Below are 17,117 nucleotides of genomic sequence, written 5' to 3'. Positions count from 1 at the left end.
GGCCGACCGAAATACACGGCGTGACCTGCGAGTTCCGGTCCGTTGATCGGCTACACCACTCGGCGGGACGCCATCCCCACGCACCTCTTCCACAGCCATGGAACGGGTCTGTCCTGTGTCGACCGTCGCCGCCACGCTGGGGGGCATGCCGAACGATCCGCCTCGCGGCCTCGGACAAGTCCCGGTCGTTGTCTACTCCCGCGCCGCAAGTCCGCCCCTCACGAGCGACGCCGGAGTGTTCTCCCGCCTCGGTAACACCTGCTGGTTATACCGCTGTTGCCTACGTCCGGCGACGTTTGGTGAGCACCTGAACCTTGTCGGTGATCGGGTCCCGGGGTCCGGGCGACTCGGTTTCAGCGGACGGAGGAGAGTCATGGTCACGCACTCACATCAGAACCGCCCACCCCTGGCGACTTGGGCAAGGTTCCTGAGCCAACCGACGCTCTTCGCCGCCGGCCGGGACTGGGACGCCATCCGCGTCGAGGCCGTCATCGGTGTGCGGGCGGTGCGCTTCCTCGAAGCATGCGGCACTCCGGTGGGGCCGGTGCTGCTCGACCGGTGCAACGGCCAGGCGTACTTCCTCACTCCGCCCGGCACCGCACGCAGGTGGCGGCAGGGACGGACCCTCGCGCTGGGTGACGGTGCGTGGGTCGTGCTGGCGCCACCGGGCTGGGCGGACGGCCGACTGCGCTGGGTGAGCGATCCGACTGACGGTCCCGCGTACACGGCAGCCGACGACCTCACCATCGCCTTGGCCGCCGCAGGCGGGGAGACCTGCTGGTGATGCTGCGCGTTCGGCAACGTCCTCGAACGCGGTATTCGCGCACTCGGCTGCACACCAACGCGGAGCAGCCGGGTGCGGGGGGCCCGCGCTCCCTCGTCCGCGCTTCCCGCGGACGGCCCGACCACCCCTCCGGAGGTATCCGAATGGCAACCGCGACGACCGGCACCGCGCCGATCACCGGCGACGACTGGCAGCTCACCATCGCGATCACGGACGCGCCGGTGCCCGTGGACGAGGACTGCGACACCAGCGACGGCTGCGAGTCCACCTGCGCCTCCTCCTGCACGAGCTGACCCACACACCGGAACCAGCGCGGGCCGGCCTCACTCCCCGGCCCGCGCAGGCCAAACCGACCAGGGACTCCACGATGACGCAGACCAGACTGCTCCAGCGCGGCGACGTGCTCCTATTGCGAGCCGCTGTGCTCCCGCTCACCGCTCAGTCGACCCAGTGGCCTGACCCTGACGATCTGGCCGACTGCCGCCGATGGCTCGCTGAGGTATGGGTCCGCCCGTCTTTTGCCGCTGCGGTCCGGGCGGCGTCCCCACAACTCGCGCGAGCCGTCGACCAGATCCTCGAAGAGGAGGACGGTGTCCAGCCTGTCCAGCCGAAACGTGTACGGAAGGCGGCGGGTGCGCTTGCGCGCTACCTCCTGCGGGCGGCCGGACGTCCGACGCCGTTCGGCCTGTTCGCCGGAGTGGCCACTGCGGAGTGCGGTCCGGCCGAAGGACGAATCGGCACCGCTCACCGTGCCGTCGTCCGTCCGGACACCTTGTGGCTCGACCATGTCCGCCGCGACCTCCAGCGGAGACCTGACGTTCTGCGCCATCTGACCGTTCAGGTCAACGACCTCACGTCACGCCACGGTGACGTGCTGGTGTGCCCGCTGTCCGGTGGCCGCACCGCAACCGCCGTCGTCACCCGGCCACTCGGCACGGTCTTCGCGCTGGCCGCACACCCTGTTCCGTGCCATGAGATCGCTGATCGGCTGATCGCCTCGGGTGGCACGGTCGAACAGGTCGAGCGACTCCTCACGGACCTGCTGGAAGCAGGTCTTCTGAGCAGCAACCTGTCGGCGCCGATGACCGAACCGGATCCTCTCGGGCACCTGCTGCGTGCTCTGCATCCGCTGGCAGATCGCCTGGAGCATGAAACGGTCATCCTGCTCGACGGTCTCGAAGACGTACGCCGGCTGCTCGCCGAGCACGACGAGGCAGAGGACGCGGACACTGCTCTGAAACTGGCCGAAACGGCCGAAGAGCGCATGAGCAGCGTCAGTGACCGAGGCCGGGTACGACTCAGCGTGGACCTCCGGCTCGACGCCACGGTCCGTATCCCGGCACCAGTGCTCGAAGAGGCCGAGCGCGCCGCGGATACCCTGCTCCGGCTAACACGGGATGTGGGAGAGAAGCCCATGTGGGCCGCCTACCACAGCCTGTTCTGGGAGCGGTACGGCGCCGGAAGCCTGGTGCCGCTGAAGGACGCGGTCGATCTGGCTGCCGGTGTGGGCCTGCCGGCCGGCTTTCCGATGTCGGTGTGGCCCGGCCCCCCGTCGAAGGCGCTCCCGCGCGATGAGCTGCTGATGGCCAGAGCGTGGCAGGCGGCGCTCACCGGTGCCCGGGAGATCCGGCTCACGGACGCGGACCTCGACGAGATGTGCGCCCATGCCGGTCGCGAAGACGCGGCCATCGCCCCGCACGTCGAGATGGCGGTGCGGGTCCACGCGCTGACGACACAGGCGTTGGACCGCGGTGAGTTCACCGTGTCCGTACGTCCGGCCTGGAGCACCGGCACGCTCACCGGCCGGTTCGCCACCGTGCTCCCCGACAGCGGCCTCGACGAGGTGTACCGGCACCTGCCCTCACTGGTGGACGGCGCGCTGCCCGCCCAGCTTTCCTTCACCCCGGTCCATCCGCACGCCGAGAACGTGGCCCGCACCCCGGTCCTGCTGCCGTACGTGATTCCCGTCGGTGAGCACCGGGCACCCGCCGAGCACCTGATCCCGCTCGACGACCTGGCGATCCTGTCGACCAGCGAGCGGCTGCACCTGGTCAGCCTCTCGCGGCGCCGCGTCGTCGAACCGGTCGTCCTGCACCCGCTCGCTCTGGAGAAACAGGCCCCGCCGATCGCCAGGTTCCTCGCGCTCCTCGGCCGAGGCTTCGCCACTGCCTGGACCCAGTTCGACTGGGGGCCGCTCGCCGCCGGAGTGCCGTATCTGCCTCGGATCCGCTATCGCAAGGCGATCCTCTCTCCGGCCCGCTGGTGCTTGACCGTCGCCGACCTGCCGGCGGGGGCCTGTCAGGACTCCTGGCGCGAAGCTCTGATCGACTGGGCACGCACCTGGAAGTGCCCGTACCGCGTCGAACTGCGCGATGACGACCGGACCCTGCGTCTGAACCTGTTCGAGCCACTGCACGCACGCCTTCTCCACAGTCACCTTCGGCGCCATGGCAACGCCGAGTTGCTCGAAGCCTTCGACGAACGGGACTTCGGCTGGATCGGCCACGCTCACGAACTCACCCTCCCGCTCACCTCCACTCAGCCACCACTGGCCCACCCGGATCTGGCTGCGGCCCCGGTGGTGACCAACGGGATGGCGGCCATGCCCGGAGACGATCAGCAGCAGTGGGTGCAGGTCAAACTCTTCACCCACCCGATGGTCATGGACCAGATCCTCACCCGCCGCCTGCCCGGCCTCCTCGAACCGCTGGGCGAACCCGACAGCTGGTACGTGCGCTACCGCACCGGGCAGGAGGACGATCACTTGCGGCTGCGGATCGCCGCGCACGGTCCGGAGGAGTACGCCAGGGTGACACGGGCCGTTGCCGGTTGGGCCGCACACCTGCAGAGCGAGGGCCTCGCCTCCCGGCTCGTCCTCGACGGCTACCGGCCCGAGCTCGGCCGCTACGGCACCGGGCCCGCCCTGGAGGCAGCCGAGGCCGTGTTCGTCGCCGACAGCGACGCGGCCCGGTACGCGCTGACCGACCTGGCCGGCCCGGACCGGCACGTCCTGTGCGCACTCGGAATGATCGATACGGCCTGCGGGCTGCTCGGCGACGAGCAAGGCCTCCGGTGGCTGGCCACCACATCCGCACGTGGCAGAGGTTCGCTCAGCGTCACCCGCCAGACACTCAACCGCGTCCGCGGCGAAGTCCTCACGCGGCCCTCGACTGGGACGTCCCGCCTCGCCGAGGCGTACGAACGGCGCCGTGCCGCTCTGGCCACGTACCGGTCCCACCTCACCGATGAGCGCACCGGTCCAGTGCTGGAGTCGCTTCTGCACATGCACCACAACCGGATCGCAGGCCCGGACCGGGAAGCCGAGGCAGCCTGCCGACACGCGGCGCGGCAGGCATGCCGCTCCCTCTTGGCACAGGACGCGACACGATGAGCGATCTCGTGCACGACATGGGCCGCGGCCTCGCCGGAACCGCCCTCCGCCAATCGGTCCTCGCCCGGGACAGCGGACAGTGGGACAGAGCGCACAGCACCGTGCGGAGGCTCGCCGGACAACCGGCCGCCCTGCACCCCGCCGGTGCGAACCTCTTCCGTGGGGCCCCGGCCGTGGCCTACGTCCTCCATACGGCCGATCACCCGGCCTACCGCGACGCGCTCGACCAGCTCGACGACGCGCTCACCACGCTCGTACGCACGCGACTCGCCAACGCTCATCGCCGTATCGACGCGGGCAAGCCGGCACGCACGGCGGAGTACGACCTGATCTCCGGCCTGACCGGACTGGGCACGCTGCTGCTCCACCGAGGCAGGCACCCGGAGCTGCTCGAAGACGTCCTGCGCTACCTCGTGCAGCTCATCCAGCAGTCGGTCACGGTGAACGGTGAGGAAGTGCCGGGTTGGTGGAGCGCGGACGGTCCGAGCGGTCGGCCCGACCCCGCCTGGCCGACCGGACACGGCAACTTCGGCATGGCCCACGGTGTCGCCGGGCCCGTCGCACTCCTCGCCTTGAGCACGCGCGCGGGGCACACCGTGGCAGGCCACCACCAGGCGCTGACACAAGCCTGCCACCTGCTGGAACAGCGAGCGCACCACCTGCCCAACGGGAGCGCGGCTTGGCCGGAGACCGTCACCCTCGACGCATGGATCAACAGATCACCGGCGACGGAGCGCCCCGGCAGACCATCGTGGTGCTATGGCACTCCCGGCATCGCACGCGCCCTGCAGCTCGCAGCAATCGCATGCTCGCGTACGTCGGCCCAGCGCCTGGCCGAGGAGGCTCTCACGGCCTGTGTCACCGACCCCGAACAGCTGGCCCGCGTCGACGATGCCACGGTCTGCCACGGCTGGGCCGGGCTCTGTCTCGCCACAGCACGCTCGGCCGCCGATACCTCGCCGGGGAGCGCACTCCGACGGACTCTGCCGTCCCTCCGCTCCCGGTTCGCCAGGTATGCGGCCGAGCACCCGATGCCCGGCGCCGCCGGGCTCCTGACCGGTGCCGACGGCATCCTGCTCACGCTCCACACCCTCGACCCGCCCTGCTCGGTTGTCACGGGGTGGGAGACCTGCCTCCTCCTGAACTGAAAGAGACCTGGTGAACAGCAACAGCGCCCCCACCCTCGATGACCTGCGCAACCGCCTCGTGGACCAGATTGTGGCCAAGTGCCCGCTGCCGCCCCGGATCGAGCAGGCCCTGCGCAGCGTGCGCCGTGATCTCCACCTGCCGGGTCTGGCCCCGGCCGATGCCTACACCAACCAGGCCGTCACCATCAAGGACAACCCCGACGGCCCGCTCGCCCTGTCCTGCGCCTCCGTGCCGTCCACCGTCGCCATGATGCTCACGCAGCTCGACCCGCAGCCAGGTGATCGCATCCTGGAAATCGGCGCCGGCACCGGCTACAACGCCGCCCTCCTCGCCGAACTCGTCGGACCTGAAGGCCAGGTCACCACCGTCGACATCGACCCCGGCGTCGCCCTGCACGCCCGCCAGGCCCTCAACCGCACCGGCTACGAACACGTCCGGGTCATGGAACGCGACGGGCTGGAGGGAGCAGCCGAGCACGCCCCCTACACCCGGATGATCGCCACGGTCGGTCTCTGGGACGTCCCCGCCACCTGGTGGGAGCAGCTCGCGGACGGCGGCCGACTCGTCCTTCCGCTTCGCTGGCGTGGCCAGACCCGCTCCGTCGCCCTCACCCGCCACGGCGACACCCTCGTCTGCGACGACATGGAACTGTGCGGCTTCGTCCCCGTCATCGGCCAGCACGGCGAACGCACCACGGAACTGGCGCACGGCACCGTCCGCCTCCACCACGACCAGGACCAGCCTGTCGACCCGGGCGAGCTCGCCGAGGTCTTCTCCGCCCCGTGCACCGAGCTGTGGTCGCAAGCCCGGGTCGGCAGCGAGGAGACATTCGACGGCGTCTGGCTGCGCGCCACCGTCTCCGACGACACGGTCTGCCGTATCGAAGTCACCAAGCAGGCCTTGGCGGACGGCGTACGCCGTCCCGCGATCCCCGGTCGCAGCCCCGCGCTCGTCTCGGGCGGGTCCCTCGCCTATCTGATCGCCGAGCGCGACAACGCGGATCACGAGCGGCCGTCCCGACTGGGTGCCGCCGGCTACGGACCCGAGGCATCCCTGCTGGCGCGGAACCTGATCGCCCACATCAGCGACTGGAACACCGACCGTGCCGCCGTACCGCACATGACCGTTCATCCGGCAGACGTCCCGGACAGCGGCCTCCCGAGGGGGCACGTCATCGTCAAGGTGGACAGCCGCGCCGTCCTGTCCCTCACCGAGACGAACGCTTGACGCAACGGGGAAATGGCCCCCGCCGGCGGGCGGAGGCCATTCCTGGGTGGGCCCGTGGGTCAGGAGCTGCTGCTCTGGGAGCGGCTGAAGAATTCGATTTCGGCGATCGCCACCTGCTTCTTGCTGGAGAAGCCGTACGAGGTGTCGATGGTGAAGCGGACCGCGGTGATCTCGCCGACCCGGAAGGAGCGCTTCTGGGCGCCGGCGGCCTGGTCCAGAGTGAGGCTGCGGGTCTTGGTGGTGCCGTCCTTCATGGTGATCTTCGCCGTGACGCGGTGCGGCAGGGCCGACTCCTGGAGCTTGTCGGCCTTGCTGGAGGTGCCGGAGGTGATCAGTACGTCCAGCAGCCGGACCGGCTCGTTGAAGTGGGCCTCGACCCACTGGCCCTTGCCGGACTCGTTCACGCCCGGTCCCCACCAGGTGTTGCTGAGCTTGTCGAAGAGCAGCTCGGGCTTGTGACCGGGGTAGGAGCGGGACGCCTTCACCGAGTCCGGGGTGACCGGGGCGCGCTTGGCGAAGTGGTCGCGGGTGGCCTGGTAGCCGTCGGGGATGTAGATGATGGCGCAGATCACCGCGGTGATGGCGATCGCGGCCCAGATCCAGGTGCCGATGCTGTCGAAGGTGCGGCGCAGCCGGGGGCGGTCGCCGGCCCACGGGGTTTCCTGGGAGCCCCGGAACAGGCGGCGCCACCAGGGGAGCGGGCGGGCGTCCATCCGTTCGTCGCCGGCCAGCGGCATCGCGCAGCGGACGCAGTAGTGGCGGTCGACGCGGTTGGGCGTGGCGCACCAGGGGCAGGGCGGGCCGCTCTCGCCGTCCTGCGGGCCCACGGGGCGTACCTGGGGGCGTTCGGCGATCGGGACGCCGGGCAGGACGGGGGCGACGGCCGGGTCCGAGGGGACGGTGCGGGCCTCGGGGTCGGCGACCGGGACCAGGAGGGAGCGGGCTCGGTGGGCCATCGTGTCGCCCATGTCCGGAGCCGCGGGGGCGGTCGCGGGGGCGGCCGCAGGGGGTGTGGCTGGGGGTGCGGCTGGGGCCGGCGGGGGCTGGGTGGCGGACGGGAGGGCCGCGGTGGCGGCGGTGTCGGAGGCGGGGGCGGGGGCGGAGACGGATGCGGCCGGGGGTGGGGTGGGCGGGTGGGCGGCTTCCGGGGCCGGGGCCGGGGCCGCGTAGGTGCCGTAGGACGCGTTCGCGGCGGGGGCGGGCTGGGCGGTGGAGGCCGCGGGGGCTGGTACCGGGGACGGGGCGGGCGTAGGGGCGGGAGCCGGGGTGGACGCCGGGTTCGGGGTGGAGCGGGAGCGGGAGGACGACTCCCAGCTGAGGACGGAGCCGCAGGCGTCGCAGAACGACTGGCCCGGCTCCGCACGGGTACCGCACTCCGCGCAGTTCTGCTGCGTGGTCATGTCTCCGAAGTCCTTTCGGCGGCGGTCACCTGGACCGTGTAGGGCATGTGGGCGGGGCGGGCCGCAGACACGAGGGCGTCCAGGCGGTGGGTGTCCGCCGGGGCCGGGTCGGCCAGGCGGACGGTGACGTGCAGGTGCGGGCGCCGGTCGCCGGGGACCGGGCCGAGCGGGCGGGCGCTCCATTCGGCGCCGCCGCTCTCGGTGATCTCGGGTACGACGCCGAAGGCGAGCCGGACCGCTTCGGACAGGCCGCGCCGGGTGCCCCGTACGCGGTGCAGGGCGGCCGCTGCGGCGACGGCGGCGCGCAGCCGGTCGTCGGCCTCGGTGCCGTCGGTCTCCGCGCCGACCCAGTCGCCGAGCCACCGGGTGAAGTCGGCGGGGGCGAGGGACGGGACGAAGTAGGCGTGCAGGCAGTCCAGGACGTTGAGGATCGGCGCCACCGTGTCGTCGAGGCCGCCGACGAACCGCTGTGCGAGGTCGTCGTCGGCGAAGACGGCCGGGAGCATCATGCCGATGGGGGCGGAGGAGCCGAGGCCGTCGACGGCGCCGCGGGCGCTCACCGGTCGTCCCCGATCACGCGGACCCGGTGGTCGAAGGAGAAGACCAGGGAGGGGGCGCTCAGGTCGATGCGGTCGGTGGCGTCGCCGCGCTTGCCGGTGAGCGGGTCAGCGGGGTGGAGTATGACCTCGTCGACGAGTTCGACGCCGGGGACGCGTTGCAGTACCGCGAAGATCTCGCCGGCCTGGACCGGGCGGCCGAACGGCCAGCCCTTGCCGTCGGCGCCGCCGGTGAGCGGGTCGAGGTGGCGGTAGAGGGCGTCGTGGGCCTGGCGGCGCACCTTGTCGGTGTCGGCGGCGCGGAAGGCGTGCAGCGTGGCGACGACGGTGACGCCCTGGTAGAACGGCGGGCCGACGGCCAGCCGGGTGCCGATCAGGCGGCGTACGTCGAGGTAGCGGGTGATGCGGTCGAGCAGCGCGTCGCCGGGGACCAGTTGTTCGAAGCGGAGCCGGCCGCCGGGGTCGGGGACGGCCTGCGGGACGACCAGGACCCGGACGGCGTAGGCGCCGTGGTCGCTCTCCTCGCCCTCCAGGCAGGTGATGCGGGCGGTCTCCGGGGCGGCCCGGCGGGCGAGTTCCTCGTAGTCGCGCAGGGTGACGGCGCGTTCCTGGGCGCGGAGCGTGATCGGGGCGCGGACCTTGGCTTCCTCGACGGTCTCGCCGTCGACGCCGCCGCGGGCGGCCTCGCGGTTGACGACCTCGCTGACGTACGGGATGGAGGTGCGCAGGACGCGTACGGCGCCGCGGGCGACGTTGCCGGCCCGGCCGCCGCCGGTGCGGTAGCGGCGGGCGCGCAGCACGGCGCCCTTGGGGGCGACCATGCCGTACTGGCGCAGGCTGCCGTCGGGTTCGCGGACCGAGGGGCCGAAGGCTATCTCGCCGGTGGTGGGGTCCAGGGTGATGTGCCGGTCGTCGGGGCGGGAGCCCGCGAAGTGCGGGACGACGTCCCAGTCCACCCAGCCGTCGTGCTCGGCGCTCTGCAGCAGGACCGGCGGGGTGTCGCCGACGACGGGGGCGTGTTCCAGGCGCAGCCGCTGGCCGGGCAGGCCGGTGGACTCGCCGAGCGCCTCGTCGTAGACGGTCTCGGCGTGGATGGCGTGCGTGGTGCCGCCGATGGTGCACGCCTCGGCGGACCGGACGGTGGGGGAGGTGGTGTAGAAGGGCTGGTCGGACAGGGGCTCGGTGACGCGGCAGCGCAGCCAGCCGGCCTCGTGGCCGCCGGTGCGGGAGAGCACGTGGGTGCCGGGGACGTGCAGGACGATCTCGCCGGGGCGGTTGAGGCCGCCGGTGCCGTCGCGGTCGACCTCGCAGGACTGCCAGCCGTCCTCGGTCCACGCCTCCCAGACCAGCGGCGGCTGGCGGGGGTCGACGCCGACGCCGTCGACGCGGCTGTCGAGTTCCAGGATGACGGCGCAGTGCGGGACGGCTGCGGTGAGGCCGAGCAGCATGCAGTCGCCGGGGCTCGGGGACTCGGCGAAGCACATGATGTCGGTGCCCTCGGCGAGGTCGTGGGTGCGGTCGGTGACGGGCTGCCCGCGCTGCTGGAGGACCAGGTGGCGCAGGGCGCTGGGGACGATGCGCAGGTCCCGGTCGACGGCGAAGACGACGGCTTCCTCGCTGTCCGCGCGCAGCGTGGCGACCTCGGTGCCGACCGGCACGGACACCGCCTCCTCCTGCGGCGCGGACAGCCAGAAGGTGACGTCGGTGCGGGCCGCGGTGGGCGGGAAGAGGGTGATGCCGACCAGGTCCAGGAAGGCGAGGTGGTTCTTCTCCGGGACCCGGTTGAGCCGGTAGACGATCTGGTCGGCCATGTGCGCGACCGTCTCGACGAGGGTGACGCCGGGGTCGGAGACATTGTGGTCGGTCCACTCCGGGGCGCGCTGCTGGATGTAGCGCTTGGCGTCGTCGACGAACTGCTGGAAGCGCCGGTCGTCGAGGTTGGGAGAGGGCAGGGGCATCAGAAATCGCTTTCGGGGAGGCTGCCGGGGCCGTCGGACGGTGCCGGTGCGCCCGGCTCCTCGTGGGAGGGGATGACGTAGAACGGGAAGACGAGGCTGCGCGGGTTGTTGGTGCCGCGGATCGAGTAGCGCACGTCGATGAGGAGGGTGCTCTCCTCGGCGCCCACCGTCACCTCGACGTCCACCACCTCGATGCGCGGCTCCCAGCGGTCGAGGCTGAGGTAGACCTCGTGCTGGATGCGGCCGGCGGTCTCCTCGTTGACCGGGGCGAAGACCAGGTCGTGGATGGCGCAGCCGAAGTCGGGCCGCATCGGCCGCTCGCCCGGCGCGGTGGACAGCACCAGCCGGATGGCCTCCTCGATCTCCTTCTCCCCGCTGACCAGGGCGATGCCGCCGGTCGGCCCGATGCGCAACGGGAACGACCAGCCGGAGCCGACGAACTGCTCGGCCATCAGGGAGCCACCTGCCTTCCGGTACTGCGGGTCATGCCGGTACTGCGGGGCATGCCTGTCCTACGGGTCATGCCTGTGCTGCGGGGCACGCCTGTCCTACGGGTCATGCCTGTGCTGCGGGTCATGCCTGTGCTGCGGCTCATGACGCCCCCGGGATGGGGATCGTGGCCACCTTGAAGATCGGGGCCAGGACCGTGAACTGCGCGCCGGTGACCCTGGTCTGGACGGGGGAGGTGAGGTTCACGCCGCCGGTGCCGGTGACGTTCGCCATGCCCCCTGCGGTCAGGTTCGCGAGCCCGCCCGCCGTCAGGTTCAGGGCGGCTCCCGCGTTGACGCCGATCTGCGTGGCGGCCCGCATGTTGATCAGGCTGCCGCTCTGCAGGGTGAGCGGGCCGCCGCTCTTGATGGTCAGGGAGCGTCCGGCGGTGAGCTCCATGGTGGTGCCGGCCCGCACCTTCACCGACCGGCTGCCCGTGATCTCGACCGTGCCCTTGCTGTCGATGGTGATCGCGGTCTGGGCGCGGTCCAGGTTGATGGTCAGCTTGTCGTCACCGGACTTGATGCGCACGCCCTGTTTGCGGGCCAGTTTCGCGCTGAGCAGGTCGACGCGGTTGCCGGTGCGGTCGGAGATGGTGTGCCGGCTGGCCTGGTTGCGGCCGCCGCTGTAGAGCTGGACGTCGTTCTTGGTCTCCTTGTCGCGGCCGTTGTAGAGACCGCCGATGACGAACGGGTGGTCCAGGGCGCCCCGGTCGAAGGCGACCAGCACCTCGTCGCCGACGTCCATCGGGAAGAAACCGCCGCCGCCCTTGCCGCCGAGCTGCACGGACCGGGTCCAGTCGCTGACGTAGGTGTCGTCCAGCCACGGGAACTTGAGCTTGACCCGGCCTCGTTTGAGCGGGTCGGTGACATCCGTGACCACGGCGTTGGCGACGCTGGGCAGCCTGGGCGAGGTCTCGGCGCCGCCGGAGGCCAGCCCGTACAGCGAGCGCCACTGGCGGCCGCTGACGGTGAGCGCGGACTCGTAGTGCTGGCCGTCGCCGAAGCTGTGCCGGACGGACGTGACGGTGTACTTGCCCTCGAACGGCTTGCCGGTGTCGGCGAGCGCCACCGGGACGCCCGGCCGCAGCTTGGGGTTGCCGCGGACGGCCACCTCCAGTTCGGCGAAGGCGCCGGTGACGTCGTCGGCCAGCGCCTTCGCGGCGTAGGTGACCTCCGCCTGCTTGTCGTAGGGCGTGGCGGTCTCCACCAGCTTGGCCGGCTTGAAGAAGCGGGCCGCGCTGCCGGGGGTGGCGCCGATGTCGAAGCCGGGGTTGGTGATCGCCGGGGCGGTGGCGACGATCTCCTTGGCCAGGTTGACGTCCCAGCCCCGGGCCTCCACCTTGGCGACCTGGTCGGAGGCGGTGACGGCGGTGCGCAGCCGCAGGATGTCGTGCCGGGCCTGGAGGACGAACGGGCTCTTCTCGGGGTCGGTCTGCGGGGACGGCGCACCGGAGGACGGCTTGGGCGAGACGAAGTTGAACTTGCCCTTGGCGTCCAGGGACATCACCATCTCGTTCTCGTCGGCGAGCCGCGCGATGAAGTCCCAGTCGGTGACGTTGCCCTGGCTGATGAACTCGTACGGCGTCTTCGTCGCCTCGATGCGGCCGACCGGCACGCTGTTGAGACCGACCAGCTTCCGCACGATCGAGGAGGCGGTCTCGTTGGTGTACGCGGCCACCCGGCGCTGGCGCAGCAGGCGGTGGCCGAGGTCGTAGCCGCGGATCACGGTGAAGGAGCCGGTGCCGTCGAAGTCGGCCTCCAGGGCGGTGACCTCGCCGGTCAGCAGCGGCTCGGTGGCTCCCTTGCCGTTGGCCAGGGGGGTCAGGACCACCTTGGTGCCGAAGTTGACGCCGAGCAGCTTCAGCAGGGTCCGCTTGGGGTCGCGGAAGGTGAGGCGGAAGGCGGCGGGGACACCGACGCCCTGGTCCACCCAGCCCTCGATGAGCAGCGGGGCGAGCGTCTTGCGCAGCGCGATGCCGTTGATCTTGACCTGGATGGTGTTGGAATACGTCAGCGGCGGCATCAGCGACGCACCTCCTCGGTGGCGGGCAGGAGGAGGTCGGTGCCGGTGGGCAGCTGCGCGGGGTTGTCGATCTCGTTGGCCTCGGCGATGGCCCGCCAGGCGGACGCGTCGCCGTACTCCTGCCAGGCCAGCGACTGGAGCGAGTCGCCGGCCACGACGCGGTGCACGCGCTGGGCGGTGAGCGCGCCGGAGGTCGGGTTCTGGCCCTCGGTGGCGTGCGGCAGCTCGTGCAGCTGGAGCTGGCAGGTGGCGCGGATCGGGATGCCGGAGGTGCCGAACAGGGTGTACGACGCCTGCACGGAACTGACGTAGGCGGCGAACCGGGCCGTCGAGAAGGAACCCCACTGGAAGATCACCCAGGGCGGTGAGGGCTTCTTGGCCGTCAGGCTCTGGTCCGTCGTCACACAGCAGTCCAGCAGCGAGTCGACCTGCTTGAGGACCTTGTTGCTGCTGGGCTGGTCCGAGGAGTCCAGGAAGATCTCCACGGCCATCTCCCGGGGCACCGGGCCCATGAACTCGGGCACCGGCCCGTTGCGGCTCATCGCCGAGTCGGAGTCCTTCCAGTTGGCGCGGCGGGACAGGGTCAGCTGCGCCGGGTTGAACTGGAGGGAGAAGTTCTTGATGAGGGCGCCCGGCGAGGTGCTGTCGCCGGTGGGCGGCTCGTGGATGGCGAGGGTGGCGTGGACCAGGCTCTTGCCGGCGCCGCTGCTCTTGGCCATGGGGTGTGCCGCTCCTTTCGTTCTGCTGATTCCGCTGGTTCCGCTGGTTCCGCTGCGTTCGCTGGTTTTGCTGGTTCCGCTGGTGTCGCTGGGTTCGCTCAGTCCGTGAAGCCGTGGTGGGCGATCTCCAGCACCTCGTTGGCGACGGCCGGGCTGCCGGGGTCGAAGGACGGGCCCTGCCAGCTGACCGGCAGGACTTCCAGCAGCCCCCAGCGGGCGATCTCGGAACCGTCCGCGCGCCGGGCCACGATGGTGCCGGTGGGCCGCTTGATCCCGGTCTGCACGGAGGAGATCCACTTGGCGACCTTGGTGGTGTCCGGGGTGAGCGGACGGGTCAGCCGGACGTTGGAGAAGGTGACGCGGGTCGGCAACTGCCAGACGAAGCCGTTGTTGCCGCCTTCCTGACGCTGCTCGACCTCCACCTGGGACGACAGGCCCTCGCAGCCGTTCCAGTAGCCGAGGCTCTGGCCGTCGATCGAGAGGGAGAACCAGATGGTGGAGCCCGGGTCCTTACGGGAGGGCATCGAGGGTCGGCCTTTCTGTCGGAACGGTCACAGCGGGAGGAAGGTCAGCGGCGGTCGTCGCGGAGTCGGCCGATCCGTTCACGGTCCATCCGGAGTTCGGTGCGGACCAGGCGGGTGACGCGGCCGATGATCCGGTGCACCAGTGCGTCGAGCTGGGCGTCGCTCAGCTCCTTCGGGTTCCACGCGGCGGCCGCCGTCCGGGTGTCCGCGGGCGGTGACTGCACCTGGGCCGCCGCGGCGACGGTCGGTGCGGTGTGCCCGGTCGGTGGCACCGCGCTGTACGCCGGTGGCGGCACGTCCTGCGGTGCGGCGCTGTCGTGGGTGTCGTGGTCGCGGCGGGACCCGAGCGAGTTCAGGGCGGCGGTGGCGGTGGCCGCCGCGGACGCGGCGAGCGCGCCGATGGCCGACCGCTGCACAGTGCGCTCCACGGGGGTCGCCGCGGCGGCCTGGGGAAGCGACGGGGGCGTCGCCGTGCGCGGCGGGGTGAGGGACGCGACCGGGAGGGCGGCGGGCGCCGACGCGGGCGCCGACGCCGCGGTACGCAGGGGTACGGGGGTGGCGGCGGCGCCGGCGGCGAGGCGCTGGACGGCCGGGGCCGGGGCGCTTTTCGGCTCGGCGGCGGAGAAGGGCGGGGCGAGCAGGGGGAGCGGTGCGGGTGCCGCGGTGGGATGCGGGACCGGGCGGCCGCCCGTGACGGGGAGGCGGGCGGTGACGGGCAGGGGCGCGGGCGGGCCGGAACGGTGGGGCGTCCCGGGGGCCGAGGGGGCGGCCGGAGCGGTGGCGCGCTGGACGGGGGCGGGGGCGGAGGCCACGACGGGGAGTGTGGAGGGGGGCGCGGTGGCGGCCGGGGTTGTGGCGGCCGGGGTCGTGGCGCGCTGGACGGGGGTGGGTGTGGTTTCGGGAGATGCCGTGGTGGCCGTGGTGGTTGTGGCGCGCTGGGGCAAGGGGCCGGTCGGCGGCAGGAGCGTGGCGCGCTGGATCCGGGGGGCGCCGGGGGCGGAGCTCTGGGGCAGCGGGGCCGGGGCGGGCCCCGGCTGCGGTCCGATCGGGGTGGCGGGTGTGGCGCGCTGGACCGGCGGTGCGTCGGGGGCGGCCGTGGCGCGCTGGACGGGGGGTGCGTCGGGGCCGGGGGCGCTGACGTGCGGGGCTTCCGGGGCGGCGGCCGGTGCCGGGGTGGCGCCGGGGGCGGCGGGACTCGGCGCCGGAGCCGCCGGGGCGGAGGCGAGGGGGAGGCGCTGGGCGGCCGACGGAGCGGTGCCCGTCGAGGCCGGGGTGGCCGGGGTGGCCGGGACCGAGGGGATCGGGGCACCGAGGCCCGGCCGGCGGGCCGGACGCGATGCGTCGGCGGCGCGCTGGACCGGCGGACGCCCGGAGCCCGCGTCGGCGGCGGGACGCCGTACCGGGGGCGGGCTCGGCGAAGAGGCGGGCGCGGACGGGGCGTTGCCGCCCGGGACGGCGCGCTGCACGGCCGGTGCGGGTGCGGCCGGTGCGGGTGCGGTCGGCGCGGTGGCGGCGGGCGCCGTACGGGTGCGTTCGACCGGGAGGGCGGTGGGTGTGGCGTCGGGGCGCGGGGCGTCCGAGGCGAGGCGCTGCACGGCCGGGGTGGCGGAGGCGGAGGGGCCGGTCGGGGGCGTTGCCGTGACCGGTGGTGCGGACGCGGGGCCGTTCGCGGTGTCCGCCGCCTCCGTGCTGCGGCGTTGGACGGCCGGGGCGGAACCTGGCGTGGGGGCCGGCGTGGTGGCGCTGGGTCCGGCCGACGTCGCCGCCTCGGACGCGGAAGCGGCACCCGGGAGTTCCGTGGACCGGCGCTGCACCGGGGAAGGCGTGACCGGCGCGGCCGGCGTGGCGGACGGGGGCGTGGCGATCGGCAGTGCTGCCGGGCCGGCGGGGCGGCGCTGGACGGCCGGCGGCGTGGTGCCGGGGGTGTCCGAGCCGCGCGGGGCCGAGTCGCGCGCCGATGTCCGGCGCTGGACCGGCGGAGGCGTGCTGCTCGGGGTGGGCGTGCCCGGCTGCGCGGGCGCGGTCGTCCGGGGCTGGACGGCGGGCGGTGTGGTGTTGGGGGCGGCGGCCGGGTCGTTCGTGACGGGCCGCGCGGGTGCGGCCGGTGTGGGAGACGCGGGCGTGGCGACCGGCGGTGCCGGGTCGGCGGGGCGGCGCTGGACGGCGGGGGCGTCCGAGCCGCGCGGGGCCGGCCGCGCGGGCGCGGCGATCGACGGTGCCGGGTCGGCGGGGGCGGGGGCGGGCGCCGTACGGGTGCGTTCGACCGGGAGGGCGGTGGGTGTGGCGTCGGGGCGCGGGGCGTCCGAGGCGAGGCGCTGCACGGCCGGGGTGGCGGAGGCGGAGGGGCCGGTCGGGGGCGTTGCCGTGACCGGTGGTGCGGACGCGGGGCCGTTCGCGGTGCCCGCGTTGTCCGTGCTGCCCGCGCTGCCCGCGCTGCCCGCGCTGCCCGCGCTGTCCGCGCTGCTGCGCTGGACGGCCGGGGTGGACGCGGAGGCCGGCGCGGCGGCGCTCGGCCCGGCCGGCGTGGGAGAGGCCGGCGTGGGAGACGCGGGCATGGCGACCGGCGGTGCCGGCTCGGCGGCGCGGCGCTGGACGACGGGCGGCGTGGCGCCGGGGGCGTCCAAACCACGCGGGGCCGAACCACGCGGGGCCGAGTCGCGCCGGGCCGAGTCGCGCGCCGTCGCCCGGCGCTGGACCGGAGCAGGCGCGGTCCCCGACGTGGCGGAGTCACGTGGGGCCGAGTCACCCGGCACCCCGTCACGCGCGGCCGACGCCCCGGCGTCCATGGCCCGTCGCTGCACCGCCGGCGGCGTGGCGCCACCCGGCGTGGCCGGAGTACGGGCGGTCGTCGGCAGGTGCGGAGGCACCGGCGCGGCCGCCGCCCGGCGCTGCAC

General features: G+C 73.1%; 13 protein-coding genes and 1 pseudogene. 6 read left to right on the top strand and 8 right to left on the bottom strand.

Annotated features, from left to right (window positions below):
• The first annotated feature begins 373 nt into the window (after positions 1 to 373).
• The 5 genes from ACTT8P_RS35105 (at position 374) to fxlM (ending at position 6,551) form a co-directional block, all read left to right on the top strand.
• Entirely contained in the window at positions 374 to 784 is a 411-nt protein-coding gene (locus tag ACTT8P_RS35105) for a hypothetical protein (RefSeq protein WP_442835850.1), read from the top strand.
• Between the two features lie 143 nt (positions 785 to 927).
• Positions 928 to 1,077, top strand: coding sequence for an FxLD family lanthipeptide (fxlA, locus tag ACTT8P_RS35100; RefSeq protein ID WP_442835849.1), 150 nt, complete (start codon positions 928 to 930; stop codon positions 1,075 to 1,077).
• A 74-nt stretch (positions 1,078 to 1,151) separates the two neighbouring features.
• Positions 1,152 to 4,175: a lantibiotic dehydratase gene (locus ACTT8P_RS35095; protein ID WP_442835848.1), complete on the top strand. Its 3,024-nt coding sequence runs from the start codon at positions 1,152 to 1,154 to the stop codon at positions 4,173 to 4,175.
• Positions 4,139 to 5,323, top strand: coding sequence for a lanthionine synthetase C family protein (locus ACTT8P_RS35090; RefSeq protein ID WP_442835847.1), 1,185 nt, complete (start codon positions 4,139 to 4,141; stop codon positions 5,321 to 5,323). Before ACTT8P_RS35095 ends, ACTT8P_RS35090 begins: the two co-directional genes overlap by 37 nt.
• A 10-nt stretch (positions 5,324 to 5,333) precedes the next feature.
• Positions 5,334 to 6,551, top strand: a complete 1,218-nt coding sequence (gene fxlM / locus ACTT8P_RS35085; protein ID WP_442835846.1) for a methyltransferase, FxLD system — start codon at positions 5,334 to 5,336, stop codon at positions 6,549 to 6,551.
• Positions 6,552 to 6,610: 59 nt separating this feature from the next.
• Here the strand turns inward: fxlM and ACTT8P_RS35080 are convergent, their stop codons facing one another.
• The 8 genes from ACTT8P_RS35080 to ACTT8P_RS35045 form a co-directional block, all read right to left on the bottom strand.
• Entirely contained in the window at positions 6,611 to 7,951 is a 1,341-nt protein-coding gene (locus tag ACTT8P_RS35080; RefSeq protein WP_442835845.1) for an NADase-type glycan-binding domain-containing protein, read from the bottom strand.
• The gene (locus tag ACTT8P_RS35075; protein WP_442835844.1) at positions 7,948 to 8,511 is read right to left on the bottom strand and encodes a phage tail protein; all 564 of its coding nucleotides are present in this window, start codon (positions 8,509 to 8,511) and stop codon (positions 7,948 to 7,950) included. Before ACTT8P_RS35075 ends, ACTT8P_RS35080 begins: the two co-directional genes overlap by 4 nt.
• Positions 8,508 to 10,466, bottom strand: coding sequence for a putative baseplate assembly protein (locus ACTT8P_RS35070; protein ID WP_442835843.1), 1,959 nt, complete (start codon positions 10,464 to 10,466; stop codon positions 8,508 to 8,510). Before ACTT8P_RS35070 ends, ACTT8P_RS35075 begins: the two co-directional genes overlap by 4 nt.
• Entirely contained in the window at positions 10,466 to 10,918 is a 453-nt protein-coding gene (locus ACTT8P_RS35065) for a GPW/gp25 family protein (RefSeq protein WP_442835842.1), read from the bottom strand. The genes ACTT8P_RS35070 and ACTT8P_RS35065 overlap by 1 nt, the downstream gene beginning before the upstream one ends.
• Before the next feature lie 139 nt (positions 10,919 to 11,057).
• Positions 11,058 to 12,980, bottom strand: a complete 1,923-nt coding sequence (locus ACTT8P_RS35060) for a VgrG-related protein (protein WP_442835841.1) — start codon at positions 12,978 to 12,980, stop codon at positions 11,058 to 11,060.
• A complete protein-coding gene (locus ACTT8P_RS35055; RefSeq protein ID WP_442835840.1) occupies positions 12,980 to 13,699 on the bottom strand; it encodes a CIS tube protein in 720 nt (239 codons plus the stop codon). The genes ACTT8P_RS35060 and ACTT8P_RS35055 overlap by 1 nt, the downstream gene beginning before the upstream one ends.
• Positions 13,700 to 13,797: 98 nt before the next feature.
• Positions 13,798 to 14,223 carry a phage tail protein gene (locus tag ACTT8P_RS35050; protein WP_442835839.1) on the bottom strand — a complete coding sequence of 142 codons (426 nt, stop codon included), beginning with the start codon at positions 14,221 to 14,223 and terminating at the stop codon, positions 13,798 to 13,800.
• Positions 14,224 to 14,267: 44 nt separating this feature from the next.
• Positions 14,268 to 15,818 carry a hypothetical protein gene (locus ACTT8P_RS35045; protein ID WP_442835838.1) on the bottom strand — a complete coding sequence of 517 codons (1,551 nt, stop codon included), beginning with the start codon at positions 15,816 to 15,818 and terminating at the stop codon, positions 14,268 to 14,270.
• A 43-nt stretch (positions 15,819 to 15,861) separates the two neighbouring features.
• On the opposite strand from ACTT8P_RS35045, the pseudogene ACTT8P_RS35040 reads away from it, so the two are divergent.
• Positions 15,862 to 17,117: pseudogene (locus ACTT8P_RS35040) on the top strand (hypothetical protein); the annotation flags it as partial.

The organism is Streptomyces sp. JW3, assembly GCF_052216785.1.
Classification (GTDB): Bacteria; Actinomycetota; Actinomycetes; order Streptomycetales; family Streptomycetaceae; genus Streptomyces.
Note: the sequence above shows the minus strand (reverse complement) of the source record. Positions and strands in the feature narration are given on the sequence as shown.

Excerpts from the sequence above, each read along its gene's own strand:
- ACTT8P_RS35105 (WP_442835850.1), top strand. The coding sequence starts at position 374 with ATGGTCACGCACTCACATCAGAACCGCCCACCCCTGGCGACTTGGGCA.
- fxlA (WP_442835849.1), top strand. The coding sequence starts at position 928 with ATGGCAACCGCGACGACCGGCACCGCGCCGATCACCGGCGACGACTGG.
- ACTT8P_RS35065 (WP_442835842.1), bottom strand. The coding sequence starts at position 10,918 with ATGGCCGAGCAGTTCGTCGGCTCCGGCTGGTCGTTCCCGTTGCGCATC.
- ACTT8P_RS35055 (WP_442835840.1), bottom strand. The coding sequence starts at position 13,699 with ATGGCCAAGAGCAGCGGCGCCGGCAAGAGCCTGGTCCACGCCACCCTC.
- ACTT8P_RS35080 (WP_442835845.1), bottom strand. The coding sequence starts at position 7,951 with ATGACCACGCAGCAGAACTGCGCGGAGTGCGGTACCCGTGCGGAGCCG.
- ACTT8P_RS35070 (WP_442835843.1), bottom strand. The coding sequence starts at position 10,466 with ATGCCCCTGCCCTCTCCCAACCTCGACGACCGGCGCTTCCAGCAGTTC.
- ACTT8P_RS35090 (WP_442835847.1), top strand. The coding sequence starts at position 4,139 with ATGCCGCTCCCTCTTGGCACAGGACGCGACACGATGAGCGATCTCGTG.
- ACTT8P_RS35095 (WP_442835848.1), top strand. The coding sequence starts at position 1,152 with ATGACGCAGACCAGACTGCTCCAGCGCGGCGACGTGCTCCTATTGCGA.
- ACTT8P_RS35060 (WP_442835841.1), bottom strand. The coding sequence starts at position 12,980 with ATGCCGCCGCTGACGTATTCCAACACCATCCAGGTCAAGATCAACGGC.
- ACTT8P_RS35050 (WP_442835839.1), bottom strand. The coding sequence starts at position 14,223 with ATGCCCTCCCGTAAGGACCCGGGCTCCACCATCTGGTTCTCCCTCTCG.